This is a genomic window from Nitrosomonas sp. JL21 (assembly GCF_009833095.1).
In the GTDB taxonomy this organism is placed as follows: Bacteria; Pseudomonadota; Gammaproteobacteria; order Burkholderiales; family Nitrosomonadaceae; genus Nitrosomonas.
Genome location: NZ_QRCB01000007.1, coordinates 63,368 through 89,358, shown reverse-complemented (window position 1 = coordinate 89,358; position 25,991 = coordinate 63,368). Strand labels below are relative to the sequence as shown.

The following is a 25,991-nucleotide window of genomic DNA, read 5'->3' as shown; positions in this document are numbered from 1 at the left end:
GGTTACTATTTTTGATGAGAATGGCCTTTTAAAAGAACAATAACACACAGGCTTTTTTGAATGACGACACTTAAAAATGATACGCTGCTCCGTGCCCTGTTAAAGCAACCTGTTGAATACACTCCGGTCTGGCTGATGCGACAAGCTGGCAGATATCTGGCCGAGTACAACGCCACCCGCGCGCGCGCCGGAGATTTCCTGGCTCTATGCAAAACTCCGGATTTTGCCACCGAAGTCACGCTGCAACCCTTGGCGCGATTTCCATTGGATGCAGCCATCCTGTTTTCAGATATTCTGACGATCCCGGATGCGATGGGACTGGGACTATATTTTTCCCAGGGTGAAGGGCCGATGTTCAAGCATCCGCTGCGGGAAGAAAAGGAAATTCTTGCCTTGGCGGTACCTGATCCAAGTGAAAAGTTACGCTATGTGCTCGATGCGGTTTCCCAGATTCGCAAGGCCCTCGACAATCGAGTACCATTGATCGGCTTTTCCGGCAGCCCCTTTACGCTGGCGTGCTACATGGTCGAAGGTCGAGGTGGCACAGAATTTCGAGAAATAAAAACGCTGTTGTACCAGCGCCCTGAGCTGTTGCATCATATTCTTGATATCAACGCCCGGGCGATCACGGCTTATCTGAATGCACAAATAGAATCCGGAGCGCAGGTGGCCATGATCTTCGATACCTGGGGAGGCGCGTTATCACAAGCTGCTTATCAGGAATTTTCCTTGCGCTATATCCAGCAGATCCTTGCGGGATTGAAGCGTGAACAGGATGGTCAGCGCATTCCAAGCATCGTTTTCACCAAGGGCGGTGGTTTATGGTTGGAAGCAATTGCAGCCAGCGGCTGTGATGCAGTGGGATTGGACTGGACAATCGATATTGGCGAAGCTCGCCGCCGAGTTGGAGACAAGGTTGCGTTACAAGGCAACCTGGATCCATCGGTGTTGTTTGCTTCACCTGCGGTCATCACTGCAGAAGTTGATAAAATTCTTACCAGCTATGGAAATGGCAGTGGCCATGTATTCAACCTGGGACACGGGATTTCGCAATTCACACCGCCTGAGAATGCCGCCGCTTTGGTGGAAGCCGTACATACGCTCAGTCGCAAATTTCATATAATGAGCAACTAGATACAATCAATCGCAGGTGGCTTTATGCATATATTGATCATTGAAGACGATTTAGCCATAGCGGCTAATCTTTACGATTTTTTGGAATCACGAGGACATAGTGCGGATGCCGCGGCGAATGGCATTGCCGGACTTCACCTTGCCGTAACACAGCGCTTTGACGCCATCTTATTGGATCTTGGCCTACCGGGCATGAATGGCATGACGTTGTGCAAGAAACTGCGTCAGGAATCCCAAATCGATACACCAATCCTGATGCTGACCGCGCGCGACACGCTGGAAGATAAATTAACCGGCTTTGAACATGGCGCAGATGATTATCTGATTAAGCCTTTCGCCCTGAAAGAAGTCGAAGCCCGGCTGCTGGCTCTGCATAAACGGCATGTCGGCAAAGTGGCCAACCGTAAATTGGAATTCGACAAACTCTCTTTTGACCCCAAAACGCTGACCATTCGTTTCGAAAATAAGGATGTCAAACTTCCGCCCAAATGCATCCGTCTCTTAGCCTTGATGATGAGCGAACCAGGCAGGGTTTTCAGTCGTGAAGAGCTCGAATTGGAAGCGTGGGAGGATGTGCAAGAAACCAGCGACACATTACGTAGCCATATGCATATCTTACGGCGCGCACTCACGAAAGCGGGCGGCTACGATCCCATTGAAACAGTGCATGGCCTTGGATATTGTTTAACATCCCGTGTACCGACCTCCGATTGAACACAACTTACGCTATCGCGTAGCGGTAGCGTTAGCAACTTTCAGCATCTTCATTGTTGGAACGTTGTGCATCATTCTCTATTTCTCTTCCGACAATATCGAAGAAGCCCATATCGAACAAGTGATCGAAATGGAAATGGACCATCTCGTTCATCGCTATCAAAAACATTCCGATTTTATTTCTCAAGTCGGCTCACACCTCAAAAGTTACGTCATCCATACCATTGATGATGAATTGCAGATCCCCGCGTATTTGCGCGGATTTTACACCGGCTACCATCGCATTAATTATAATTCGGCAGATTTCCATGTGTTAGTACGCACGATCGAGGGGGTAAAATTTCTTGTCGCCTACCGGATCGAACTCCACCAGCAACGGTTGAAAAAATTAAGATTACTGATTCTGTTGACCTGGATTGCCGTGATTGCCATTTCTTTTGGAGTAGGTTATCAACTCGCCAAAATTTTGGTCAAGCAAGTCACCGATCTAGCTGAGCGGGTCAATTTGTTGACACCGGGCGGTGATATCCAGAGCGGCCTATTGACCCAACCGGGAATGGACGAAGAAGTGGCTCAATTGGCTACCGCATTGGATAATTACCAGAATCGAATCAAGCGCATGCTCCAGCGTGAACAAGAATTCACCGCCAATATCAGTCATGAATTGCGCACACCCATTACTACCATCCTGACCAGTTGCGAATTATTGGTTTCAGAACCCAATTTACCCACGCGGGCGCACCAGCGGATCAAAATGGTCGAATCGGCCGCCACCCGTATGGGGGAGCAGTTGCAAGCTCTATTATTTCTTGCTCGTGAACAAGCCTTGGGGATAATCGAAACAGTTGCGGTAGCTGAATGCGTCCATGATGCTGCCGATCCATTAATGGCGGAAATCGGCAAGAAGAAATTGATCTTTGAAGTGCTGATCGCACCCGACGTCACTCTGACGGTCAACCGACAAGCGCTGCATACCGCCTTGATGAATTTGATCCGGAATTCCGTGCAATACACCAAACGTGGATATATCCGCATTAAATTCACTAGGCAGCGATTATCCATCGAAGATTCCGGCATTGGCATCGAACCGGCGTATCTTCCCCTCCTCTATGAGCGTTTCTTTCGTGGCTCCTCGCAAGGTGAAGGACTGGGAATCGGCCTTGCTATTGTGAAGCGGATATGCAATCACTATGGCTGGCTCATTGAGGTCGACAGCACGCCCGGAAAAGGAACTACTTTTCATATAATTTTCCCTTAATTTCTTAAAGATAGTATTTCAATTTCTTCACTAATAATTCACGAATTCTTCACATTTCTTGTGTTAACGTTTTGACGTGAAGGGCAATCCAGTCACAGGTTTTCGGATGTAAGAAGGGTTTTGAGCTTTTTTTATTGTTGTGTAATTCAGTGGGATTGTTAATTTTCATAACAGCACGATCAAAGAATCAAATCTACGTCTTCAATAATAGTAGAGAAGTTCGAGAGTGGAATTATGAAACATACCGAAAAGTACAATGATAAAGGCAGTATTCAAGAAAAAATATATAATTATTAAGTGAATAGGGAGTTTTGTATGGCAACTATACAACCGGTCGTACTGTTTTTTGTATTTGGTGTATTGGCAGGGGTAATAAAATCTGACCTGAAAATACCCGAGGCTCTATATAAGAGCTTGAGTCTTTTTCTGTTGATCGCCATTGGATTCAAGGGTGGAGTTTCAATGGCCAAGTATGAAATCATGGAAGTGTTACCCATCGCAATTTCCATGGTCGTCTTAGCTGCATTGATTCCACTGACAGCATATCCAATCCTAAGATTCATCGGTAAATTTACTCAAGCTGATGCAGGTGCAATTTCAGCTCACTATGGCTCGGTGAGTGCGGTGACGTTTGCCGTAGGTGTAGCTTTCTTAGCGGCGAAAGATGAACCTTCCGAGGGCTATATGGTACTGATTATGGCATTGATGGAAATACCCGCCTTGGTAACTGGTACGGTTCTGGCTCGTGCTGGAGCTGGCGGTGAAAAAACCCAATGGGGCAAGTTGATGCATGAAATTTTGACCGGCACCAGCTTGTATCTGTTGATCGCTGGTGTGATTATCGGCTATTACGCTGGTATAGTGAAATTGGTTTCTCCACTGGACAAAATGTTCATGGACTTGTTCATGGGAGTGCTGGCGTTCTTCTTGCTGGAAATGGGATTGCTCGCAGCTTCAAGATTGTCAGCAGTTTTGAAAAAAGGGGTATTCATTGTTTCGTTTGGTATACTTTTTCCATTAACAGCAGGATTTTTTGGCGCTTATTTAGGATGGTTATTCGGTTTATCGGAAGGCGGCACGATGTTGCTTGCTGTCTTGTACGCCAGTTGTTCTTATATTGCTGCTCCAGCAGCAATGCGTATTGCCGTGCCCGATGCTGACCCAGCAGTTTCAATTGGTGCTTCTCTAGGTGTTACCTTTCCCTTTAACATATTTATCGGGGTACCGATTTATTGGGAAATGTCGCATTGGTTTCATACTATCGCAGTATAAAGGCCATCATATTTAGAACGACTTTTATTGGAAAAGATTATGAATAACACAATTACAATGAAACGATTTGAGATTGTCATCGGGATCGAACAACTTGAAGATCTGATGGATTTGTTGGAAAAAAGCGGAGTTCGCGGCTATACCGTGATCAAAAATGCGGGAGGTTACGGATCCCGAGGAGCGCGAAATCCTGATGATGTGCTGATGGAACAAGAAAATATCGTTGTCATTCTTGCTTGCAAAGAAGATCAAGCCCAACGAGTAGTCAATGAATTGAGACCGGCATTGAAAAGCTTCGGTGGTATGTGTCTGATCTCAGATTGTCTCTGGCTTGAAGGCCCAGCTGTTTCTTACTAGCCTTGACTCCCTTGTTCAGCAATATTCTGTAACCTGCAAAACGTGCACTTCAAAATGCACGTTTTGCAATAAAACTCACCTCTCAGCCCGAATTCTCCAGTGGCGAATGAGCAAACATAGTACTAGCGAGTTCATTGCTATCTGAAGGTACAATCATTGCCAATCAAACGGGTGCTGGAGTAAGCAGATTTTTTTCTTTATCTACAATTTTTATTCTGTTTCAAGTACATCTGGAAATCTGCTCCCCATCACTATTCGGAAATATAGTGATAAAAATAAAAAACCGTCATCATAGCTACATGCTATTTATCAAAATTTCATTATCAGCATTACAAAGTCGTTTATATCAGCCATTGAATCAGGTATAATCCCGCGCTTTGGGTCGTTAGCTCAGCCGGTAGAGCAGCGGACTTTTAATCCGTTGGTCGGCAGTTCGAATCTGCCACGACCTACCAAATAAAAATAAGCACTTAGTGATTTTTGATCCTAAGTGCTTTTTTCTTGGGGTTACATTGCCCATTAAACTTCAACAAGACATGCAAAACTAACCAAGGTATATATCTCGATACCTCTCGCTCAGATCAACCTGAGCTATCACAATGCCAAATTGAGAGAGTAAACCCCGTATCTGGTTTGCCTGTGCGGTTCTGGCTTTGACGAATCCCTGTCTGGCACGGTGTATCGACAAGATCGCCTGTTGCTCAACGTTTTCCGGCAGATCATGCCCAGGCATTGAGTCATAGGTTATTTATCAATAAGGAATTATGGCATTGTTTGCCAATCGGCTGAGCTGTTAAAATGATCACCCTTTACCGGGGTGCTAATAGCTTTTCTATGTTTGAAATCAAAACCCTTTTGCTTTTCTTTCTAACAGCGATTGCCGAGATTATTGGGTGTTATTTACCTTACCTATGGCTGACGCAGGGAAAAAGTGTGTGGTTACTTATTCCTGCAGGATTGAGTTTGGCAATTTTCGTCTGGTTATTATCATTGCATCCTGCTTCAGCGGGCAGGGTATATGCAGCCTATGGAGGAGTCTATGTCTTTGTAGCCATTCTCTGGTTATGGGGGATCGACGGGATAAAACCAACGTTATGGGATATCGTGGGATCGCTGGTATCCATTGCAGGGATGGCGATTATCATGTTTTCTCCCAAAGCTGCCTAGCTCGAAATAACACAGGCTGTCCTGGAAAAAACAAAGTTATCCGAAAAAATAGTCAGAAGGAGGATGAGAAAAAAGAGTTTCCGGACTTTCCGAACTTCGGTAACTTTTCTCATCCACCCGAACAATCAAATATTTTCTGCTTTCTATATTTAACCACCTCCTTTCATCATTTAAAGATACTGAAATTTCTACAGTAACGCCAAATACAACCACCGATGACTATCGTCATCATTGATGGTCGCGTCGGTGCAATCGCCCCGATTGTCCGAATAATCCAATTGCATGCATGAGAAATCGCTCAGTGCCAGGGCGCGCTTCTCACTCTGCAATGTAAAGGTATATTCTCGAATAATCTCTTTTGCATCCAATGATCGTGTACTTTGTCCGGCAAATGAGTCGGTCAGATCGGTACCGTATTTCATCCCGGTCATAGAATCTTCATCGGTACGTAGATGCATTGATGTTGCCCTGATACGCAGAGAATTCAGAATGGTTTCATCAGCGATATCAAAATACAGGCCATGTAAATTACCCATGACGCCGCCGACTTGTTTGACCTTGAAGAACAGAGATCCGCCATTCATTTCTTCTATAGTTACCCAAGCTTTTGCCGCATTTTGTTCACTGTTCGTTCCTGATCCTTTAACGAGAAAAGATATGTTTGCCATGATCGCCTCCTGAATTCTCTGATTAAAAATTGTTTCGTTAAACCAAACTGCTCTTGCATTGGATGTAACTATAGAATGTTATGAGAGGCGAATTGTTAAGCAAATGTAAACTCTTTGTGAATTCTTCGACATGATTGGCAATATCGCAGGCAATGCCTTGAGATGTCATGCAACGCAATTTCTTGTAATCTATCCAGCATGAGCATTGATATAAAAACAACAATGGAGTTTGGATATGAAAGCAATATTTTTTCAGCATGGCGGATCGATCGACGTGCTGCAATATGGAGATCTTCCTTTTGCAGGCCAATGCGAGGATCACCAGGTGCTGGTGCGGATAAAAGCCGCCGGGATCAATCCGATCGATTATAAGATTCGCTCTGCGCCGGATCGCTTTCCGGTCACTTTCCCAGTCATTCCCGGCTGCGATGGCGCCGGAATCGTCGAAACCGTTGGTCGTCAGGTACGCAATTGCAAACCCGGCGATGAAGTGTATTTTTCACAGCCCGGGTTTAATAACCGCCAAGGCACCTATGCCGAGTATGTCCTGGTCGATGCGCATTTAGTGGCGATGAAACCGGCATCGTTGACGTTCGAACAGGCAGCAGCCGTGCCGTTAGTGGCAATCACTGCATGGGAGGCATTGCACGATCGGGCACGCCTCAGCAGCGGTCAAACCGTATTGATTCACGCCGGTGCTGGAGGCATAGGTCATATCGCCATTCAATTGGCGAAGCGGGCGGGTGCCATCGTAGCAACAACCGTGAGTAATGATGAGAAGGCAGATTTCGTAGAGCGCCTGGGTGCCGATAAAATTATCAATTACCGCACGCAGGATGTTGTCGACGAAATCATGCAATGGACGAACGGTCAAGGCGTTGATACCGTCTTCGATACCGTGGGTGGATCCGTACTGCAAGAATGTTTCCGATATGTGAAATGCTACGGTGATGTCATCACCATCTTGCAACCCTCAGCAGATTTCAATTGGAGCGAAGCCCGGCTGCGCAACATACGTTTTAGCTTCGAATTGATGCTGACCCCGGTATTGTTGGAGTTGGAGGATGCAAAATCTCATCAAGCAGACATCCTGCGCCAATGCGCAACGTTGTTTGATGATGACCAATTGTCGATTCAGGTGGCTCGCGTTTTCGATTTAGCAGAAGCCGCCAGCGCACAACACTATCTGGAACAAAATCATCCACTAGGCAAGCTGGTGCTTACATTATTATGAGCAGACACTAAAACCATAAAACTTACTCAAACCGGCGATATTGCCATCTTCAATCGGAGTCAATTATCTAGTGCAATAGTCAAATCGCTATGAAATGATAACTTTTTTTCACTTGCCCAATCAGAAAATAGTAGTCCTACCGGTCTTTAAAAAAGTGAAATTTGAATCATGAAAACAAGTCATTGCCGTTATAGTCAATGATAATTTCAAGCATCCAAAAAATGAGTGAACTCAATGTCTTGCTATTTCACCTCTGTCACTGTTAACACTATAAGAGACACATTAGTTTAATTTTCAATTCTTTAATTGTCCTCATTATTCTGATCGAGGGATTTGATATATGACAGCACATCCCGGAATTCTCATTCTAGGTCACGGTGAAATGGGCCAAGTGATGGCGTATTTGCTCAAGGATCAGCATACGGTAGATATTTGGGAGAAATTTCCGCATCGTGATTTTCCATATGTCCGCCTGGAAGACAGCGCACCGCGAGCCGATATCGTCTTGTTTTGCTTGCCGGTCAATCCGCATCGTGAAGTGGTGCAAGCCATTGCCCCTCTGCTGAAAAAAGACTGCTTATGTGTCAGTATCGCGAAAGGATTGGATGAGTCCGGCAAAACTGCTGCGCAAATTTTTGCGGAAAACTTACCGGCGCAGCAACCGTATGCGCTGTTGTACGGCCCCATGATTTCAGAGGAAATTCGCACCGGGCATCATGCGTTTGCCCAATTGGGGTGTCATGATCTCCGATCTTTTGAAACGATGCACGATTGCTTCCAAAATGTTCCACTATTGATGACTCATTCCTATGACATCATCGGAATCAGTTGGTCGGTAATTCTAAAAAATGTCTACGCGATGGCTTTTGGAATGGCCGATGAGCTCAAGCTGGGCGACAACGTCCGAGGTTTTTTGGCTGTCGCTGCTCTGCTAGAATTGAATCGGATCGTCGTGGAAATGGGCGGGCATCCTGGCACGCCCTATCACCTGGCGGGATTGGGCGATCTCATTACGACTGCCACCAGCATCAGTTCGCATCATCATGAATTAGGTAGAAAACTGGCTCGGGGAGAAACTGCTGAGATATCGGGCGAAGGGCCGCACACCCTGCAGATGGTTCATCAGCATCGGTTGTTCGACACCCAACCCTATCCGCTTTTTCAACTGATCCACTCCATCGTGCAAAACCCTCATCATGTCCGTAAAAAACTTGAAGGCTATTTCGAACAATTTTCAAGGCTGCCTATCGCGCGTTCTTCACTCAATGATGAATAGTTGTTAATTCCGTTCACGTTTCAATGTTGCATCAAAAATAAGTTAGAATACGGCTCTTTTAGAATTTTAGCGGGAGTTCCTGAATGTCAATGGCTGACCGTGACGGCGTAATCTGGTACGACGGAAAAATGGTTCCCTGGCGGGATGCCAATACGCATGTGCTGACGCACACGTTACACTATGGACTAGGTGTTTTTGAAGGATTGCGTGCTTACGAAACGGCACAAGGACCGGCGATATTCCGGTTACGGGAGCATACCGAGCGTTTGTTCAATTCAGCGCATATTTTCATGATGAAAATACCGTATGACAAAGCCACGTTGATGCAAGCGCAATGCGATGTCGTAAAACAGAATAAACTGACTGCCGGCTATATTCGCCCTATCGCTTTCTACGGCGCCGAAGCCATGGGCTTATCAGCCCGCACGCTGTCCGTTCATGTCGCTATCGCCGCATGGCCTTGGGGCACCTATCTTGGCCCGGAAAGCCTGGAAAATGGCATCCGCGTCAAAACTTCCTCATTCACTCGCCACCATGTCAACGTCAACATGTGCCGTGCCAAATCTGTGACCACGTATGCCAATTCCATCCTGGCCAATCAGGAAGTCGCCTTGAATGGCTATGACGAAGCCTTGTTGCTGGATGTCGAAGGTTATGTGGCGGAAGGATCAGGAGAAAATATCTTTATCGTCAAGCAAGGAAAACTGTATACGCCCGATTTGACATCCTGTCTGGAAGGCATCACTCGCGCGTCGATCCTGGAGTTGGCGGCTGAAATCGGTGTTCCTGTCATCGAAAAACGCATCACCCGTGATGAAATCTATTGCGCTGACGAGGCCTTTTTTACCGGCACCGCCGCCGAAGTCACACCGATACGCGAATTGGATAACCGCATCATTGGAATCGGCAAACGCGGACCGATCACTGCTCAGATTCAGACCATGTTTTTCGATTGCGTCAAGGGCAGAGCCAGCAATCACGCAGACTGGCTTACTCTGATTTAATACCGCCATAGTGGAGTTATTGTTATGAACCAGCAAACTGACAACAAAGCACGTGAAATTGAAGTAACCGCAGAGGATTTGCCATTGCATTGCCCGACACCGGCAATGAGACTATGGAATTCGCATCCGCGGGTGTTTCTGCCGATTGAAGCGACCGGTGAAGCCCTGTGTCCTTACTGCGGCACGCATTACATCCTGAAAGGCGGAGCAATAGCGGGACATCATTGAACCTGTTGATATCCCAAAAAGAATAATCAATCAAGCAATCGAATATAAGAATCAACGAATCTTTGGACACCATTTGATCAACCATCACTTTAATTTACTTTAAACATATGATGCATGAAATTCCTCCTGAAATTTTCAAGGCGTATGATATTCGTGGCATTGTCGGTAAAACGATCACAGTGGAAAACGTTGAGAAAATCGGTCACGCGATTGGCTCTGAGGCCCGTGCCCGCAAACTCACTTCGATTGCTGTTGGGCGCGATGGACGATTGTCCGGGCCTGAGTTGTCCCAGGCGCTGGCGCGCGGGATCCAGAAAAGCGGCATCAACGTCATCGATGTCGGAATGGTCGCCACCCCCATGCTGTATTATGCCGCTTACGAATTGTGCCAATATACTGGCGTCATGGTGACCGGAAGTCATAACCCGCCCGATTATAACGGCTTCAAAATCGTGTTGGGCGGCCAGACGCTGGCCGCCGAAACCATCCAGGCATTGCGTCTGCGCATTGAAAACAACGATCTTCAGCACGGCAGCGGAAATTATTCCGAACACGACATCGTAGATGCTTATATTGCGCGTATCAGTAGCGATATCAAGCTGGCACGGCCGATGAAAATCATCGTCGATTGCGGCAACGGTGTGGCGGGCGCATTTGCCCCCAGGCTCTATCGCAATTTGGGATGCGAGGTTATTGAATTATTTTGTGATGTGGATGGCAGTTTTCCTAATCATCATCCCGATCCATCCGTGCCGGAAAATTTGCACGATGTCATCCAGGCGCTGAAAACAACGGATGCTGACATCGGGTTGGCGTTCGATGGTGACGGCGATCGGTTGGGCATTGTCACCAAGAGCGGCGCCATTATCAATCCTGACCGCCAGTTGATGCTGTTTGCAGCGGATGTGCTGTCGCGCAATCCCGGCGGCAAGATCATTTTCGACGTCAAATGCACGCGCAATCTTGCACCCTGGATCAGTCAACATGGTGGCGTACCTATCATGTGGAAAACCGGGCATTCGTTCATCAAATCCAAGCTCATCGAAACTCAGGCATTGCTGGCGGGTGAAATGAGCGGTCATTTATTTTTCAAAGAACGGTGGTACGGTTTCGATGATGGCTTGTACGCCGGAGCCCGGCTGCTTGAATTACTGAGTCATCAAGCCGATTACAACGCCATTCTTCATGCCCTTCCGGATAGTATCAATACGCCGGAACTGCAGGTTCGCACTGCAGAAGGCGAAAATCATGCTTTGATTGCAAAATTACAGCAGCAGGCAGTTTTTGATCATCCGCAGCACGTCATTACGATCGATGGATTACGAGTGGAATATCCGGACGGTTTTGGCCTGGCTCGTGCTTCCAACACCACGCCGGTAATCGTGCTGCGCTTCGAAGCTGACAATGAGACGGCTTTACGTCGCATACAGGAAGATTTCCGGCGCAATATCCTGCAAGCAAAACCGGACGCCCAGCTTCCCTTTTAATGGATACTCATCCGGCAGATCATGCGCATTGCAATCGCTCAGATTAATTGTACCGTTGGAGATATCGCAGGGAATGCAGCTAAAATTCTGGAAGCCGTAGACCAGGCAAAAAAGGCTGGTGCCCAACTGGTGATGACGCCGGAATTGGCATTGTCGGGTTATCCTCCCGTTGATCTGCTGTTGCGTGAAATTTTTTGCCAATCCTGTAACGAAGCGCTTACCGAGCTGGTGAAAAAGATCCATGGCATCACACTCATCGTCGGCCACCCGAGCTTTCAGGATGATAAGCTCTACAACGCCGCTTCAGTGATCCAGAATGGCGCGATTACACACACTTACCATAAGAAATTTCTCAGCAAATCGCCTTTTTTCAATGAATCCTATTACTTCGACGCGGGCAAGGAGCCGTGCATATTCGAATTATCCGGAATTCGATTCGGTATCAATATTTGCTCGGATTTCTGGCTGGGCCATGCCGCCAATGTCATCGATCGCCCGCATGTCGATGTCCTGCTGGTTCTGAATGCTTCGGCATACCATATCAAAAAGCAAGTTTCCCGTTATCAGATCACTCATCAATTCGTTAAGCAAACCGGTATTTCCGTCATTCATGCCAATCTCGTCGGTGGACAGGATGAACTGGTGTTCGACGGCGCATCCTTTGCTATGAATCGTCAAGGAGAACTGACTCATCAACTGGAAGAATTTACCGAAACTGTCGGATTGGTCGACATTGAGAACAAGCATTTGATTTCCGGTAAACTCGCCGCCTCGCAACCCTCCATTGCCAGTGTTTATCAGGCGCTATGCCTGGGTGTGCGGGATTATGTCCGGAAGAATAATTTTCCCGGGGTGTTGCTGGGAATGTCCGGTGGCATTGACTCAGCGCTGACACTGGCCATCGCGGTGGATGCTATCGGCGCGGAAAATGTGAAGACCGTGATGATGCCATCACAATACACCGCTGAGATCAGCGTGCAGGATGCGCAGCAGATGACCCAAACCATGCAGGTCACGCATTCCGAATGTAATATTCAATCGTTGTTCGCGCTTTATTTATCAGAGATCGAAGCGGCCTTCGACATTCCCAACAAAGCCATCGACTCAGCGAGTACCATGCCGGAAAATCTACAAGCGCGCATCCGCGGCGCGATATTGATGGCGCTCTCCAATCACTCCGGATCGCTGGTACTGACGACCGGCAATAAATCTGAACTGGCGGTCGGCTATTGCACGTTATATGGCGATATGGCAGGTGGTTTTGCGGTCCTCAAGGATGTCAGCAAAACCATGGTGTATCAGTTGTGCGAGTACCGCAATCAGATCAGTCCGGTCATCCCGGAGCGCATCATTTCGCGCCCTCCTTCCGCAGAATTGCGGCCTGATCAATTGGATCAGGATTCGTTGCCGCCCTATGAAGTTTTGGATGGCATTATCGAAGCGTATGTCGAGAAAAATTATTCACCCGCTGAAATCATCAACCTGAATTACAATGTCGACGATGTCACCAAAGTCATCCAATTGATCCACAAGAACGAATACAAGCGCCACCAGGCCCCTCCCGGTATTCGCATCACTCACTGTGATTTTGGTACTGCCTGGTATTATCCCATTACCTCCAGCTATAAGGCGTGGTCATCCATTTGAGCTTCATAGCTCGGTTGGAACTTGATTCCTGCTTCAACATCCTATGATCATGATATTGATCCGTTTGATGGTCGTGCTGCCGATTTTGATTTCCGCACAGGGCTACGCGCATGAATTACCTGAATTGGGGGACATATCGCAAGCCACGCTGACACCGTATCAGGAGCGGCAATTGGGTTTGCAGATCATGCGCCAGATCCGTGCGGATCCCCGTTATCTGGATGATGCGGAAATTGCCAGCTACCTCAGTAACCTCGGTCATAAATTGATTGCCAATTCGAATGAAGCCAGCATCGACCAGACCTTTGAGTTTTTTGCCGTCCAGGATCCGTCGATCAATGCATTCGCGTTGCCCGGCGGCTTCATGGGATTCAACAGCGGACTCATCATCGCCGCTCAAAGCGAATCGGAACTGGCTGCCGTAATGTCTCATGAAATTGCCCATGTGACGCAAAAACATCTGGCCCGCATGATCGCCGAACAGAAATACGATTGGGTGAAATCGATTGCATCGCTTGCGGTTGCAATTCTCGCGGCACGATCGAGCGCTCAGGCAAGCCAGGCCATTCTTGTCGCATCGCAGGCCAGCATCATCCAATCAAAACTTGATTTTACCCGCAAGCATGAAAAAGAAGCCGATCGAATCGGTCTGAATATTTTGCTCGACGCTGGATTCGATCCCCAGGGCATGCCCACTTTTTTTGAACGGCTCCAGAAAGCCGGGCGCTTTCATGAAACCGGCGCGCCTTCATATCTGCGGACGCATCCGCTCACTTTCGAACGGATTGCAGATATTCAGAATCGAACGCGGGAAATGCCCTATCGCCAAGTTCCCGACAGCATCGATTTTTTATTGGTGCGCGCCAAGCTCCGCGCTTTGCAAGGGAAATCCTACGAGGCCGTCGCACAATTCAAGACCCGATTGGAAGAAAAACGCTATAACAACGAGGCCGTTGAGCGTTACGGTTACATTCAAGCGCTCTTGCGCGACAAGAAAGCGCATCAGGCCAATGCAGAATTGAATCGGTTGTACCAAGTGCTGCAAAGCGATCCTTCTGCATCGGTCCTGAGCGATCATGTGCTGGGGAAGCCGATACGGATCGAATACAAGCAATTAATAGCCGGTGCCATGATGGAAACACTTGCCGCCGATGTACTGGTGGCCAATGACAAAATCGCTGAGGCCATGAAAACCTATCAGCACGCCTTGAAAAGGTATCCTCAGCATCGCGCCCTGATTCATGGCTATGGACGCACGCTCATTCAGAACAAGAAACCGCAAGCCGCACTTGAGTTCATCAATAAACAACTCCAGCTCATTCAAGATGATGCGCAATTGTTCGGCTTGCAAGCACAGTGCTACGAACTGTTAGGTGATAAAATGCTTGAGCATCGCGCCCAGGCTGAAGTTTATTTTCTCAAGGGCCATTTTGGCGCCGCCATTGATCAACTGAAAACGGCATTACAGCACGGCAATGGAAATTTCTATCAATTATCCAGTATCGAAGCGCGCCTGAAACAGTTGCAGACGCTCAAGTCAGACGAAGAAAAAGCAGAAAAATAAACTTGCATGATCACGATCAGCTTCAAACACTCTATCATTGCCGCCGCGATAATCTCGGTTGCCGTCATGTATTGGTATGGCAATGAAAATAAGGAAGGCAAATCTACTCAATATAAAACCCGTACGGTAGAACGAGGTGATATCGTGCAGAGCATCTCTGCCAATGGCACATTGACGCCAGTTGTGCTTGTCAATGTCGGGACGCAGATTTCCGGCACGGTGGCCAAGCTGTACGCCGATTATAATGATCAGGTGGAAATCGGCCAGATACTGGCAGAACTGGATCCGGCATTGCTGCGCGCGCAATTGCAGCAATCCAAGGCAAATCTGCTCAATGCCCAGGTGGCGGTAAAGATTGCTGAAGCCAAACTGAAACGCAACCGGTTATTGAAGGAAAAGGAGTTCATTTCCCCCGAAGCATTGGAAATCGTCGAACAGGAAGTCGAAGCCGCGCATGCGCAGCTTGCGATCAGCAAGGCTCAGGTTGAGCGCGACCAGGCCAATCTCAATTACAGCGTCATCCGTTCCCCGATTTCCGGTGTCGTCATTGCACGGGATGTCGATATCGGCCAGACGGTCGCAGCGAATTTTCAAACGCCCACGCTGTTCCAGATCGCCAAGGATCTGCGCCGAATGCAGATCAATATCAGCGTTGCCGAAGCCGATATCGGTCAATTGCATATTGACCAATCCATCAATTTCACCGTAGACGCTTTTCCGCAGCGAAAATATACCGGCACAGTCAGACAAGTCCGGCTCAATCCCACCATCCAGGAAAATGTGGTCACCTATAATGTCGTCGCCATGGTGGATAATGAGGATGGCACGCTATTGCCGGGCATGACGGCAAACATTCACTTCGTCGTGATGCAGAAAACCGACGTGTTGCGGGTATCCAATGCTGCATTGCGTTATCAGCCCAAAGACAACGAATCGAGCCAGAGTCCCAAGCCGGCAAAATCCACTGCTCAATCGACGGTGTACCGGCTTTCCGATAATCAATCGATTGAGGTCAGTATCACTACCGGCATTACAGATGGCAATTTCACTGAAATCGTCACAGGCGACATCAACGAAGGCGATAAAGTCATCATCAGCGAAATCGTTGACAAAAAGGAATCGGAAAGCAAATTCAAACTACGGGTATTCTGATGCCCGCACAATCATTAAACCCGGCCGCTTACCCGCTGATCCAGATAGAACGGCTCTGCAAAAGCTATAGCTTGCAGGATGCATCGGGCAAAACCATCACTAATCAAGTTTTATTTGATATTCATCTGACTATCCAGCAAGGCGAGTTCGTCGCCATCATGGGTCATTCCGGTTCAGGCAAATCTACCCTGATGAATATTCTCGGCTGTCTGGATACGCCGACCAGCGGATCGTATTGGCTTGCTGAAAAAAATGTCGCGACACTCAGCAAAGATGAGCTCGCTCGTATTCGCAATGAGAAAATCGGTTTTGTATTCCAGGGATTCAACCTGCTCAAGCGCATGACCGCGCTGGACAATGTCGCAACACCGCTGTTGTATGCTGGCATCAGCCGTGCGCAAAGCCGCAAACGCGCGTTGGAACTTTTGCGCCGCACCGGCTTGGAAAATTTCGCGATGCATCAACCCAATCAGCTTTCCGGCGGACAACAGCAGCGAGTGGCCATCAGCCGCGCACTCGTCAACCATCCGCCGCTGATCCTGGCGGATGAGCCGACCGGCAATTTGGATACGCAGACCAGCCGGGAAATTATGCTATTGTTCGATCAACTCAATCGCGAACAGGGGATTACCATCGTCCTGGTGACGCATGAAGACGATATCGCTGCGTACGCTCATCGCTTGATCCGGCTAAAAGATGGGCATATCGTTCTTGACGAGAAGAATCGCCATGAAACAGCACCTGGCGGAACGCCATCGTTTCCATCACTTTGATAGCGATTACGTTGATCATGATCTGGAATTACCACTGACACATGAACTTGCTCTCGATCATTGGCGAGGCGCTGCGCGCCTTACGGCAGAACCGGCTGCGCACGGGCCTGACCATGCTCGGCATGATCATCGGCGTTGCCGCTGTCGTGCTGATGCTATCGATCGGCCAAGGCGCGCGTACCAAAATCAATGAAACCATCGCCGCGATGGGCAGCAATTTATTTTTAGTGGTGCCAGGCGCAACCTCGTCTGGCGGCTTCAGTTTCGGTAGCGGCAGCGTCAGAACGTTGACCATCAACGACTCGCATGCGATCGCCGAACTCACATCGATCAAAGCTACCGCTCCGGTCACGACCGGGCCGGTGCAGTTGAATTATGGCGCCAAGAACTGGAGCACGATCATCACCGGTACTACGCCCAATTATTTCGAGGTCGGCAATTGGAAAATGGAGTCGGGTGCTGCTTTTACCGAGTCTGATCTGCGTTCTGCAGCGCGCTTCGTGGTTCTCGGTTCTGTGACCGCCAAAAATTTGTTCAACGAAGAAGATCCTATCGGAAAAACCATCCGCATCAGCAATCGCCCCTTTGTCGTGGTCGGGATACTCATGGCCAAAGGCCAAAGCCTGACCGGACGCGATCAGGATGATACCGTGATCATTCCTATCAGCACGAGTGAGCGCCAGATTACCGGCAGTCAATTTCCAGGCTCGATCCGCTACATGCTGGTGCAGGCAAAAACGCCTGATGACATGGATATCGCTGAAATCGAGATCACCCAGCTATTGCGTCAGCGCCATCGCATCCCCAAAGGCAAGGAAAATGATTTCACGGTACGCAACTTGACCGCTATCGCCGATGTTGCGACCGACGCCGCCAAAGTCATGTCGATTGTGCTCGGAGCAATTGCATCCGTTTCATTGTTGGTGGGCGGTATTGGCATCATGAACATCATGCTGGTATCTGTCACGGAACGCACCCGTGAGATTGGCATACGAATGGCGATAGGCGCGAATCAACGTGCCATTCTGACGCAATTTCTGCTGGAAGCCATGATGATCTGCCTCATGGGCGGCATCATAGGCTTGATAATAGGCATCGGCGGCGCCTGGCTGGTCAGCCGCTTTGCTGATATGCTGATCGTCATTACCGCTGGAATGGTTGGATTGGCTTTCTTGTTTTCATCCGCTGTGGGTATTTTCTTTGGATTTTATCCAGCCAAGAAAGCAGCTTCGCTGAAACCGGTCGATGCGCTTCGTTATGAATGATTGGCCGATAAAAACAGTCAGCGGAAAGGATGAACGAGGCGCCCGAACTGGCGAGCGTGAATTAGTCCCACTATTCCGCGCTTATTATCGATTTTGTCACCTTTTTTTGGGCAGATAATATGTCAGAGAAAGAACAGGGAAGATTACCCATGGCAATCAACGAGCGCCCTACTTCCGATTTTCTGGCGATTATCGTCGTAGAAAACCAGAATACCGCGATGACGGTCGGTGAAATTAAAAATGCGTTGCATGAGCGCGGTTTCGGCATTCTGATGGCCATCGCATCGATACCGATTTGCCTGCCGGTGCCCGTTCCGCCAGGCTATACGACGGTATTTTCGATACCGCTGTTCATTTTCTCGACGCAGATGGTATTAGGTATGCGTGCACCGTGGCTGCCTGCCTGGATAGAGAAAAAAAGCATACCGCGTTCTGTACTGGAAAAAATCGTCGCTGCGATTACACCCTGGCTCAAGAAGCTCGAGAACCGCATGCATCCGCGCATGACCTATATCACGGTTCACACCTGGGAAAGAATCATCGGGATTTTTTCGTTTGTTTTTGCTCTCTCTATTTCACTACCCTTGCCATTGACGAATTTTCCGCCGGGTTGCGGCATACTGATCATGTCGCTGGGATTATTGAACCGGGACGGTTTCATGATCCTGATCGGTATGCTGATCGGCACAATCGGCATTGGCATTACCATGATCGTGCTGGTGATGATTTGGATGGGCATGTCGTTTTCATTGTTTTATTGAACCAAGATCATGGCGCTCTAACCTGAATCGCGATTCGACAATGTCCGTCAAAGTCTATTACAACAGCGCCTGCCCCGTTTGTAACGCAGGAATCCATAAGCAACGGCAACGCATGCAGCAATGCGGAGTTGACGATGCGGAATGGATCGATGTGCATCAGATGCCGGAAGCTGCCCAGGAACTAAGCATTCCGCTTGAGCAGATCAGGGAGCGTTTGCATGTCAGAGATGCCGATGGAGAGCTCTGCATTGGCATCGATGCGTTCGCCGAATTGTTCGAGCGCACACCGAGTCAGCGTGGATGGGGAAAATTGCTGCGATTGCCTATTATCAGATCTGTGGCGCCCCTCTTCTACAATGGCTTTGCACGACTGCTGTACCGGTGGAATCGCGCGCTCAAACACTGGTGACTGCCGGTAATTCGCTCCGATGGTTATGCCATCATCTTCCAGGTCAGCTTTTCTCCAGCATACATAGGTATCAGCGCCTCGCCGGCAAATTCGTAGCTTTTCGGGATCTGCCAATGTTGCCGGCGCAGCGTAATGCGTTCATCATTGCGCGGCAACTGATAGAAATCCGCACCATGGAAACTGGCGAAAGCTTCGAGCTTTTCAAGGGCATTGGCTTGTTCAAAAGCTGTTGCATAGAGTTCCAGCGCAGCATGGGCAGTAAAAATACCGGCGCAGCCACAGGCGTTTTCTTTGTTGACCTGTGAGTGAGGCGCACTGTCAGTGCCCAGAAAAAATTTGGCATTACCGCTGGTGGCAGCTGCCAGCAACGCTTGCCGGTGCTCTTCGCGCTTCAGTATCGGCAAGCAATAATGGTGCGGACGGATGCCACCTTGGAACAAGCTGTTACGGTTCAGCAATAAGTGATGGGCAGTTATCGTTGCGGCCACGCAGCCCGAGGATTGTTTGACAAAATCAACCGCATCACGGGTAGTAATATGCTCAAATACGATGCGCAGCGCAGGAAAATAATGCGTCAGCGGCGCCAGTACCCGATCGATGAACGTGCGCTCTCGATCAAAAACATCAATCCCGGTATCCGTGACTTCGCCATGTACCAGCAACGGCATCTGATGCAATTGCATGGCTTCCAGCGTGGCATAGCATTTGGCGATGTCGGTGACACCGGAATCTGAATTCGTTGTCGCACCGGCCGGATAGAGTTTGATGCCGTGCACGATACCGCTTGCTTTGGCGCGGATGATTTCGTCGGGAGGCGTGTTATCCGTCAAATAAAGCGTCACCAGCGGTTCGAACCGTGATTTCAAAGCGTCGGGTAACGCAGTGAAAATGCGTGTTCGATACGATTCCGCCAAATCGGTAGTAGTGATCGGAGGCCTCAAGTTAGGCATGATGATGGCGCGTGCGAACTGCTGTGCCGTATGAGGCAGCACAGCGCGCATCTGTTCGCCATCACGCACATGAACGTGCCAATCGTCCGGGCGGGTAAGAGTTATGCTGTCCACAATCGATTGCCGAGAGAAAATTGCATTATACGCCAAGCGCAAATCGAGTCTTGGATTCCGCCATTTGTAGGGAGAGAGTTGGGAAAGCTACTGAGCTTAATTATCATGTATAGAAATCAGGTTCAACATGCTCATTTACTTTTCCCAAACTGTGCTCTTACCCGACTCTGCCTTGCCTGATCGTCGCCAGCTAGCATTCTCCAAGTTTTTTTAATTCCAATGCCAATTGATAAAGTGCATTTTTATTTTCCGCAGTAATCTCTGCCGTTAATTTGACGGCCTGCTTGAGGGGTAATTCGGCCAGCAGACATTTCAGCGTGTGTTGCGCCTGTTCGCTGAGTTGGTTTTTTTCCTGGATTTCAGCGCCCTCCACCAACACGACGAACTCGCCTTTTTGCTGATTGCTGTCTGCCTGTAGCCAGGCATTGATTTCTTCGAGCGTACCGGTTTTGATCGTTTCAAATAACTTGGTTAATTCACGTGCAATCGTGATGGTGCGCTGTGGCCCGAATATGCTTTGCATATCGGTGATACATTCCAGGATGCGATGAGGCGCTTCATAAAAAATCAACGTGCAGAAATATGATTTCAAAGTGGTTAATTCTTGTTTTCGTAGACCGGATTTAGCCGGTAAGAACCCATAAAACAAAAAATGCGGATGCATGATTCCACTGGCTGACAACGCGCAGATCGCCGCATTTGCGCCAGGGATCGGAATCACCGTGAAACCTTGTTTTCTTACTTCCTGCACGACCAGAGCCCCGGGATCCGAGATGCACGGCGTTCCGGCATCGGTGATCAAGGCAACACTTTTACCGGCGCTCAATAGGGATAGGATCGTGTCAGCCGATGATCGCTCATTATGCTGATGCACATGGATCAATTGAGCCTTAACCCCATGTTTTGTCAACAAGTGCCTGGAATTCTGCGTGTGCTCGGCAGCGACCACATCAACATGAGCCAGTATCTCCAGCGCGCGTAGGCTGATATCGTTCAAGTTTCCTATCGGTGTCGCAACCACATATAATGCATTTTTTTTAAGCATGATCTTCACTATGCAACGTTTTTATTTTCTGTTTCTGGTCAGCGGTCTGTTGTTCATCACTTCATCGGCAAGTGCCATGGATTCAGCGGAACATCCTCAACCACAAACAACGTTCGAAGCGCCCATCATACGTCATATTGCAGTCATCCTGCCGTTGGAATCATCGTCGTTCGGCGAAGCAGCAACGATGGTAAAAGAGGGCTTTGCAGCTGCGACGTTGCGTGAAAAGCAGCTTCCCTATGTGATCCGGTTTTATTCGACCTCCGACGATCCTTTGGATATTTTTGCCACCCACCAGCAGGCGCTGGCTGCCGGCGCAGCTTTCGTGGTTGGCCCATTGACCCGCGATGGCGTTTCGGCAATCGCATCGACGGAGCATCTGGATGTGCCCACATTGGCGCTGAATACTTCCGACGGTGTGGCTGCGCTGTCATCCAAGCTTTATTTGTTTGGTTTGCGCATGGAAACCGAGGCCAGTCAAATCGCTCGATTAGCCTATGCGAGCGGCAAAAATCATGCGTTCATCATCACTGATGACAGTGGATTATCCAAACGTCTGCAAACAGCCTTTTCCGAACAGTGGCACAGCGAGATCGGCAAAACGGCAGAGGCTATCCGCTATAGTGAAGACCCCGCCAAGCTGCAGCAATTACGAACGATTACGGCCGATCCTGATCATTTGATTTTTCTCGCGCTGGATGCCGCCAAATCCCGCGTCATCCGACCATATCTGGATCCGGATGCTCCGGTCTTTGCCACGTCGCAAATTTTTACCGATGCCGAAAATTTTTTACTGAATAATGATCTGAACGGCATCGAATTTGTCGATATGCCTTGGTTATTGCAACCCGATCATCCAGCAGTCATGGCGTATGGTCATCCCAGCGCCAGCAAGAGCGCGGATATGAAGCGTCTTTATGCGCTGGGAATCGATGCCTTTCGTTTGATGACCCATCTATTGCCGCCGATGTCGCAGCCGATCGAAGAAATTCCCTTTGACGGCGTCACGGGCCATATCCGTTTCGTGCCCCCGAATCATTTTGTGCGTGAGCCTGTTGCTGCCCGGTTTGAGCAGGGAAAAGTCCAGTTGATCAGATCTCAGCAAGAATTCGCTCCCTATGAAAGGCAATGACGCCGAGTACCGAGCATTGGCATATCTGCAGCGCCAGCACCTGCAATTGATAGTGAAAAATTACCGTTGCCGCTTTGGTGAAATCGATTTGATCATGCGTGAAGGCAGCACCTTGGTATTTATCGAAGTGCGCCAGCGCAGCACTCAGAAGCATGGCGGCGCAGCCGGCAGCATTACCGCTGCGAAGCAGGCCAAGCTTCTGCAAACGGCCCGGCACTATCTGGCAGAAATCGGCCACGAACCGGCATGCCGATTTGATGCCCTGTTGCTATCTGGGAGCGATGGTGAGCATATCGAATGGATCAAAAATGCGTTTGGCGAATAACCGCTCGCACCGGTAGGTTTTTAAATCACAAGTGGATACTGCGGCCGCCGTCGACCGCAATCGTCTGCCCAGTGATATAAGGTGCATCAGCAATTAGAAATTGCACGGTGCGGGCGATGTCATCGGGCTCCCCGCAGCGTTTCAACAAGGTGCTGTCAATGATTTGCCGGCGTGCCGCTTCATCAGCCCACTCTCCTTCTTCCGGCCATAGAATCGGCCCCGGTGAAACGCCATTGACGCGCACTTCTGGCGACATCTCGACAGCGAGTGATTTCGTTAACGCCAATAATCCACCCTTGGCGGCATTGTAGATGACATAATTTTTCAAAGGCCGCTCGGTATGAATATCGACAATATTCACGATACAACCCCGCTGCTGCTTCAGATAAGGCGCAGCTGCCTGAGATAAGAACAGCGGCGCCTGAAGGTTGCTGCCGACGAGATCAATCCAGTCGGCCTGAGTCAATTGCGGCAGCGGGGTTGGAAAAAAACTTGAGGCGTTATTGATCAATCCATCTAATCGACCAAAGCGTTGCACTGATTTTTCGATCAGCTCGGGTAATAATTCAATGTCCAGTAAATCCGCTTGCACCAATGCCACCGAATCCGGCCGCTGCCGAGTCAATTCATCGTGCAGAGCCTTGGCTTCGTGCAGAGAAGTCCGATAATGAATGATCAGCCGCGCGCCATGTGCATGCAGCCGCCGGCAAATCGATGCTCCGACCCGCTTGGCGCCTCCGGTAATCAAAATTACGCTGTCTCGCACTTACACCTCCTCAAACAACTGCTACACTATATATTGAGATCATCAACAAGCTGCAATGTATCACAACACTTTTTCCTATGTCTGCACCGAAGACTTTGCCACTTGCCAACGAAGACGCATTGAACCATAGCCGTTCGGTACAGATGAGGATACGCGATAAGATAGTCGCCGCCGGCGGTTGGATTTCATTTGAGCAATTCATGCATTTGGCGTTGTATGCGCCAGGACTCGGTTATTACAGCAGCGGCGCAACCAAGCTGGGCAGCGCGGGAGATTTTGTCACGGCCCCGGAAATATCTCCGTTATTCGGTCGGGCAGTGGCTCAGCAAATCAAGCAAATAATCCACTGTATGTCTACCCCCGATCTACTTGAATTTGGTGCTGGATCTGGGAAACTGGCGCTGGATATATTGCTTGAACTGGAACGATCCAATGCCTTACCCAGAAAATATTATATTCTCGACGTGAGCGCAGAGTTGCGCTCACGGCAACAAGCGCTACTGGCAGAGCATGCTCCTCACCTCACAGCAATCATCGAATGGCTCGAGCAAATACCGCCTCGATTCAGTGGTGTCATGCTCGCAAATGAAGTGCTGGATGCCATGCCGGTGCATAGCATCGTATGGCATAGCAATGCAGCATTTGAACGAGGCGTGGCATGGGAGAATGAGCAATTTGTCTGGCAAAATCGCCCGATTCTGAGTGCTGAACTTCGTGCAATGGCTGAAACCTTGTCATCATTGATCAATCTCGGCGGATCGTCGCACCCGTATTTCAGTGAAATCAATTTGAATGCTCGGTATTTCATGCGCAGTCTGTCCGACATCCTGCAACAAGGCGTCATTTTATTGATCGACTATGGTTTCGGCCGTAATGAGTATTATCATCCGCAGCGCAGTGAGGGGACATTGATGTGCCATTATCGTCACCATACGCATGGCGATCCGTTTTATTTGCCGGGACTACAAGATATCACCAGTCATGTCGATTTCAGTGCCATTACTCAGACAGTTGAGAATACCCATTTAGAGCTTGGCGGTTATACGACGCAGGCGCACTTCTTGATCAATTGCGGCATCACTGACATCCTGGCCCAGACCTCTGCAGAGGATCTCACGCATTACTTACCTCAGGCCAATCAACTGCATAGACTCATCAGCCCTGCTGAGATGGGCGAATTGTTCAAAGCCATCGCATTTGTAAAAGATTTTCCCGAGCCATTGATGGGTTTTCACAGAGGAGATATGAGCCGCATGCTGTAACTTTGCTGTAAAGAAAACAAGAGACCCACCGTTATAGAGGAGATATTTTTTTATATTGTTAAGCATAAAAACTGAACTCATGTACTTCACGCCCATGACCAATTATTGCCAAATGTCAATTAAAGAAGATTAATCAAATGCTAGTGCTTAACAAATTAGAATTCAGCCATAATCTTCGTCGAACCCTGCAACACGTCTCACAGCTTCCTCCCCTGCCCGAAACAACCCAACAGCTTCTGAAGCTCCGCAACGATCCGGACGCCAATATTGAACGACTGACCAGTCTCATCGAGAAAGACCCGAGCCTGACCGCTTTCATCATGAAATATGCGCGAATGTCCATTTTTGGCTATGGCGACCGGATCAGCTCGGTGCATCATGCCATTACGCTGGTGTTGGGCTTCAATACCGCGCTTAATCTGACGCTATGCACAATTTCTGCCGGTTGCTTCAAGTTGCCTAATGATGGCGCCCTGGGCCGGGTCCGTATCTGGAGTCAAGCGCTGGCCTGTGCGACACTCGGTTCGGAACTGTGCCAGAAAATGGCAAATAAGGATTTGATCAATTGCGATCTCGCCTACTTGAATGGGTTATTCCATAACTTCGGGCATCTACTGTTCGGACATCTGTATCCCAGAGAATTCTCATTCCTGAACAATCTCGTTTCGCGGCATCCGGAGCTTAATGCACGCGCATTGCAATTGCATACGTTTGGAATCGCTTATGACACGATAGGGATGTATCTGATCAAAGCTTGGAACCTGCCTGAAGAAATCATGACGGCCGTGGCTGAGCAGCATTTCCCTGATTATTCGGGTAATCACGCAGCGTATGTCAAACTCATCGCCGTCGCCAAACGCCTGTTGTCGAATCAACCCAATCCTGATGGATGTTCCAACGTGGCAACGGCAGCACTTCTGGATGAACTCGGAATTTCTGAGTCCGATGCAAAGCTGGCTCAGGAAAGAATTTGCGGTTCGCAAAATGAATTTCTTGTCATCGCAGAAGAGATAAGCGATTAAGTTTT

The 25,991-nt window shown here is 48.8% G+C and carries 26 protein-coding genes, 1 tRNA gene and 1 pseudogene; 23 read left to right on the top strand and 5 right to left on the bottom strand.

The genetic code is table 11. The features are described from left to right. Nucleotides 1–60 precede the first annotated feature (60 nt). From hemE to ABF87_RS03265, 6 genes are all read left to right on the top strand, one after another. Nucleotides 61–1,134 (top strand): uroporphyrinogen decarboxylase, encoded by a 1,074-nt coding sequence (gene hemE, locus ABF87_RS03290; protein WP_160827705.1) that lies wholly within the window; start codon nt 61–63, stop codon nt 1,132–1,134. A gap of 24 nt (nt 1,135–1,158) precedes the next feature. Continuing rightward, nucleotides 1,159–1,848 (top strand): response regulator transcription factor, encoded by a 690-nt coding sequence (locus tag ABF87_RS03285; RefSeq protein WP_160827704.1) that lies wholly within the window; start codon nt 1,159–1,161, stop codon nt 1,846–1,848. Beyond that, nucleotides 1,829–3,106 (top strand): HAMP domain-containing sensor histidine kinase, encoded by a 1,278-nt coding sequence (locus ABF87_RS15390; protein WP_160827703.1) that lies wholly within the window; start codon nt 1,829–1,831, stop codon nt 3,104–3,106. Before ABF87_RS03285 ends, ABF87_RS15390 begins: the two co-directional genes overlap by 20 nt. A 315-nt stretch (nt 3,107–3,421) precedes the next feature. After that, the gene (locus tag ABF87_RS03275; protein ID WP_160827734.1) at nt 3,422–4,378 is read left to right on the top strand and encodes a sodium-dependent bicarbonate transport family permease; all 957 of its coding nucleotides are present in this window, start codon (nt 3,422–3,424) and stop codon (nt 4,376–4,378) included. 39 nt (nt 4,379–4,417) lie between these two features. Continuing rightward, a complete protein-coding gene (locus ABF87_RS03270; protein WP_160827702.1) occupies nt 4,418–4,735 on the top strand; it encodes a DUF190 domain-containing protein in 318 nt (105 codons plus the stop codon). Between the two features lie 379 nt (nt 4,736–5,114). Continuing rightward, a tRNA-Lys gene (locus tag ABF87_RS03265) sits at nt 5,115–5,190 on the top strand. Between the two features lie 131 nt (nt 5,191–5,321). On the opposite strand, the pseudogene ABF87_RS03260 reads toward ABF87_RS03265, so the two are convergent. Continuing rightward, a pseudogene (locus ABF87_RS03260) lies at nt 5,322–5,447 on the bottom strand (IS110 family transposase); the annotation flags it as partial. A 122-nt stretch (nt 5,448–5,569) separates the two neighbouring features. Between ABF87_RS03260 and ABF87_RS03255 the strand changes: the two are divergent. Beyond that, on the top strand, nt 5,570–5,902 hold the full coding sequence (locus ABF87_RS03255) for a YnfA family protein (protein WP_160827733.1): 333 nt from the start codon (nt 5,570–5,572) through the stop codon (nt 5,900–5,902). A gap of 188 nt (nt 5,903–6,090) precedes the next feature. On the opposite strand, the gene ABF87_RS03250 is transcribed toward ABF87_RS03255, so the two are convergent. Continuing rightward, the gene (locus ABF87_RS03250; protein WP_160827701.1) at nt 6,091–6,570 is read right to left on the bottom strand and encodes a hypothetical protein; all 480 of its coding nucleotides are present in this window, start codon (nt 6,568–6,570) and stop codon (nt 6,091–6,093) included. 235 nt (nt 6,571–6,805) lie between these two features. Between ABF87_RS03250 and ABF87_RS03245 the strand changes: the two genes are divergently transcribed. From ABF87_RS03245 to ABF87_RS03190, 12 genes are all read left to right on the top strand, one after another. After that, nucleotides 6,806–7,804 carry a zinc-dependent alcohol dehydrogenase family protein gene (locus ABF87_RS03245; RefSeq protein ID WP_160827700.1) on the top strand — a complete coding sequence of 333 codons (999 nt, stop codon included), beginning with the start codon at nt 6,806–6,808 and terminating at the stop codon, nt 7,802–7,804. A gap of 340 nt (nt 7,805–8,144) precedes the next feature. Beyond that, entirely contained in the window at nt 8,145–9,080 is a 936-nt protein-coding gene (locus ABF87_RS03240; protein WP_160827699.1) for a hypothetical protein, read from the top strand. Between the two features lie 83 nt (nt 9,081–9,163). Then, nucleotides 9,164–10,084 carry a branched-chain amino acid transaminase gene (locus tag ABF87_RS03235; RefSeq protein WP_160827698.1) on the top strand — a complete coding sequence of 307 codons (921 nt, stop codon included), beginning with the start codon at nt 9,164–9,166 and terminating at the stop codon, nt 10,082–10,084. A gap of 24 nt (nt 10,085–10,108) precedes the next feature. After that, nucleotides 10,109–10,312: a zinc-finger domain-containing protein gene (locus ABF87_RS03230; protein WP_160827697.1), complete on the top strand. Its 204-nt coding sequence runs from the start codon at nt 10,109–10,111 to the stop codon at nt 10,310–10,312. A gap of 110 nt (nt 10,313–10,422) precedes the next feature. Further along, nucleotides 10,423–11,799, top strand: a complete 1,377-nt coding sequence (locus ABF87_RS03225) for a phosphomannomutase/phosphoglucomutase (protein ID WP_160827732.1) — start codon at nt 10,423–10,425, stop codon at nt 11,797–11,799. A 21-nt stretch (nt 11,800–11,820) separates the two neighbouring features. Then, the gene (locus tag ABF87_RS03220; RefSeq protein ID WP_160827696.1) at nt 11,821–13,446 is read left to right on the top strand and encodes an NAD+ synthase; all 1,626 of its coding nucleotides are present in this window, start codon (nt 11,821–11,823) and stop codon (nt 13,444–13,446) included. Between the two features lie 43 nt (nt 13,447–13,489). Further along, nucleotides 13,490–15,010: a M48 family metalloprotease gene (locus ABF87_RS03215; RefSeq protein ID WP_345789868.1), complete on the top strand. Its 1,521-nt coding sequence runs from the start codon at nt 13,490–13,492 to the stop codon at nt 15,008–15,010. Nucleotides 15,011–15,016: 6 nt separating this feature from the next. After that, nucleotides 15,017–16,162: an efflux RND transporter periplasmic adaptor subunit gene (locus tag ABF87_RS03210; protein ID WP_160827695.1), complete on the top strand. Its 1,146-nt coding sequence runs from the start codon at nt 15,017–15,019 to the stop codon at nt 16,160–16,162. Beyond that, nucleotides 16,162–16,935, top strand: a complete 774-nt coding sequence (locus tag ABF87_RS03205) for an ABC transporter ATP-binding protein (RefSeq protein ID WP_160827694.1) — start codon at nt 16,162–16,164, stop codon at nt 16,933–16,935. The genes ABF87_RS03210 and ABF87_RS03205 overlap by 1 nt, the downstream gene beginning before the upstream one ends. Before the next feature lie 41 nt (nt 16,936–16,976). Next, complete coding sequence (locus tag ABF87_RS03200) at nt 16,977–18,200, top strand: ABC transporter permease (protein WP_160827693.1); 1,224 nt, start codon at nt 16,977–16,979, stop codon at nt 18,198–18,200. A gap of 119 nt (nt 18,201–18,319) precedes the next feature. Continuing rightward, entirely contained in the window at nt 18,320–18,961 is a 642-nt protein-coding gene (locus ABF87_RS03195) for an exopolysaccharide biosynthesis protein (RefSeq protein ID WP_240143500.1), read from the top strand. Nucleotides 18,962–19,001: 40 nt separating this feature from the next. Beyond that, a complete protein-coding gene (locus ABF87_RS03190; RefSeq protein ID WP_160827692.1) occupies nt 19,002–19,370 on the top strand; it encodes a DUF393 domain-containing protein in 369 nt (122 codons plus the stop codon). Between the two features lie 23 nt (nt 19,371–19,393). On the opposite strand, the gene pyrC is transcribed toward ABF87_RS03190, so the two are convergent. Together pyrC and rsmI are read right to left on the bottom strand one after the other, a co-directional pair. Beyond that, the gene (gene pyrC / locus ABF87_RS03185) at nt 19,394–20,434 is read right to left on the bottom strand and encodes a dihydroorotase (RefSeq protein ID WP_160827691.1); all 1,041 of its coding nucleotides are present in this window, start codon (nt 20,432–20,434) and stop codon (nt 19,394–19,396) included. Nucleotides 20,435–20,624: 190 nt separating this feature from the next. After that, on the bottom strand, nt 20,625–21,479 hold the full coding sequence (gene rsmI / locus ABF87_RS03180) for a 16S rRNA (cytidine(1402)-2'-O)-methyltransferase (RefSeq protein ID WP_160827690.1): 855 nt from the start codon (nt 21,477–21,479) through the stop codon (nt 20,625–20,627). Between the two features lie 10 nt (nt 21,480–21,489). On the opposite strand from rsmI, the gene ABF87_RS03175 reads away from it, so the two are divergent. Both ABF87_RS03175 and ABF87_RS03170 read left to right on the top strand, forming a co-directional pair. Next, nucleotides 21,490–22,611, top strand: a complete 1,122-nt coding sequence (locus ABF87_RS03175) for a penicillin-binding protein activator (protein ID WP_160827689.1) — start codon at nt 21,490–21,492, stop codon at nt 22,609–22,611. Continuing rightward, nucleotides 22,598–22,936: a YraN family protein gene (locus ABF87_RS03170; protein WP_160827688.1), complete on the top strand. Its 339-nt coding sequence runs from the start codon at nt 22,598–22,600 to the stop codon at nt 22,934–22,936. Before ABF87_RS03175 ends, ABF87_RS03170 begins: the two co-directional genes overlap by 14 nt. Nucleotides 22,937–22,961: 25 nt before the next feature. On the opposite strand, the gene ABF87_RS03165 is transcribed toward ABF87_RS03170, so the two are convergent. Further along, the gene (locus ABF87_RS03165; protein WP_160827687.1) at nt 22,962–23,702 is read right to left on the bottom strand and encodes a pteridine reductase; all 741 of its coding nucleotides are present in this window, start codon (nt 23,700–23,702) and stop codon (nt 22,962–22,964) included. A 77-nt stretch (nt 23,703–23,779) separates the two neighbouring features. On the opposite strand from ABF87_RS03165, the gene ABF87_RS03160 reads away from it, so the two are divergent. Together ABF87_RS03160 and ABF87_RS03155 are read left to right on the top strand one after the other, a co-directional pair. Then, nucleotides 23,780–24,964: an SAM-dependent methyltransferase gene (locus ABF87_RS03160; RefSeq protein ID WP_160827686.1), complete on the top strand. Its 1,185-nt coding sequence runs from the start codon at nt 23,780–23,782 to the stop codon at nt 24,962–24,964. Between the two features lie 143 nt (nt 24,965–25,107). After that, on the top strand, nt 25,108–25,986 hold the full coding sequence (locus ABF87_RS03155; RefSeq protein WP_160827685.1) for an HDOD domain-containing protein: 879 nt from the start codon (nt 25,108–25,110) through the stop codon (nt 25,984–25,986). Nucleotides 25,987–25,991 lie beyond the last annotated feature (5 nt).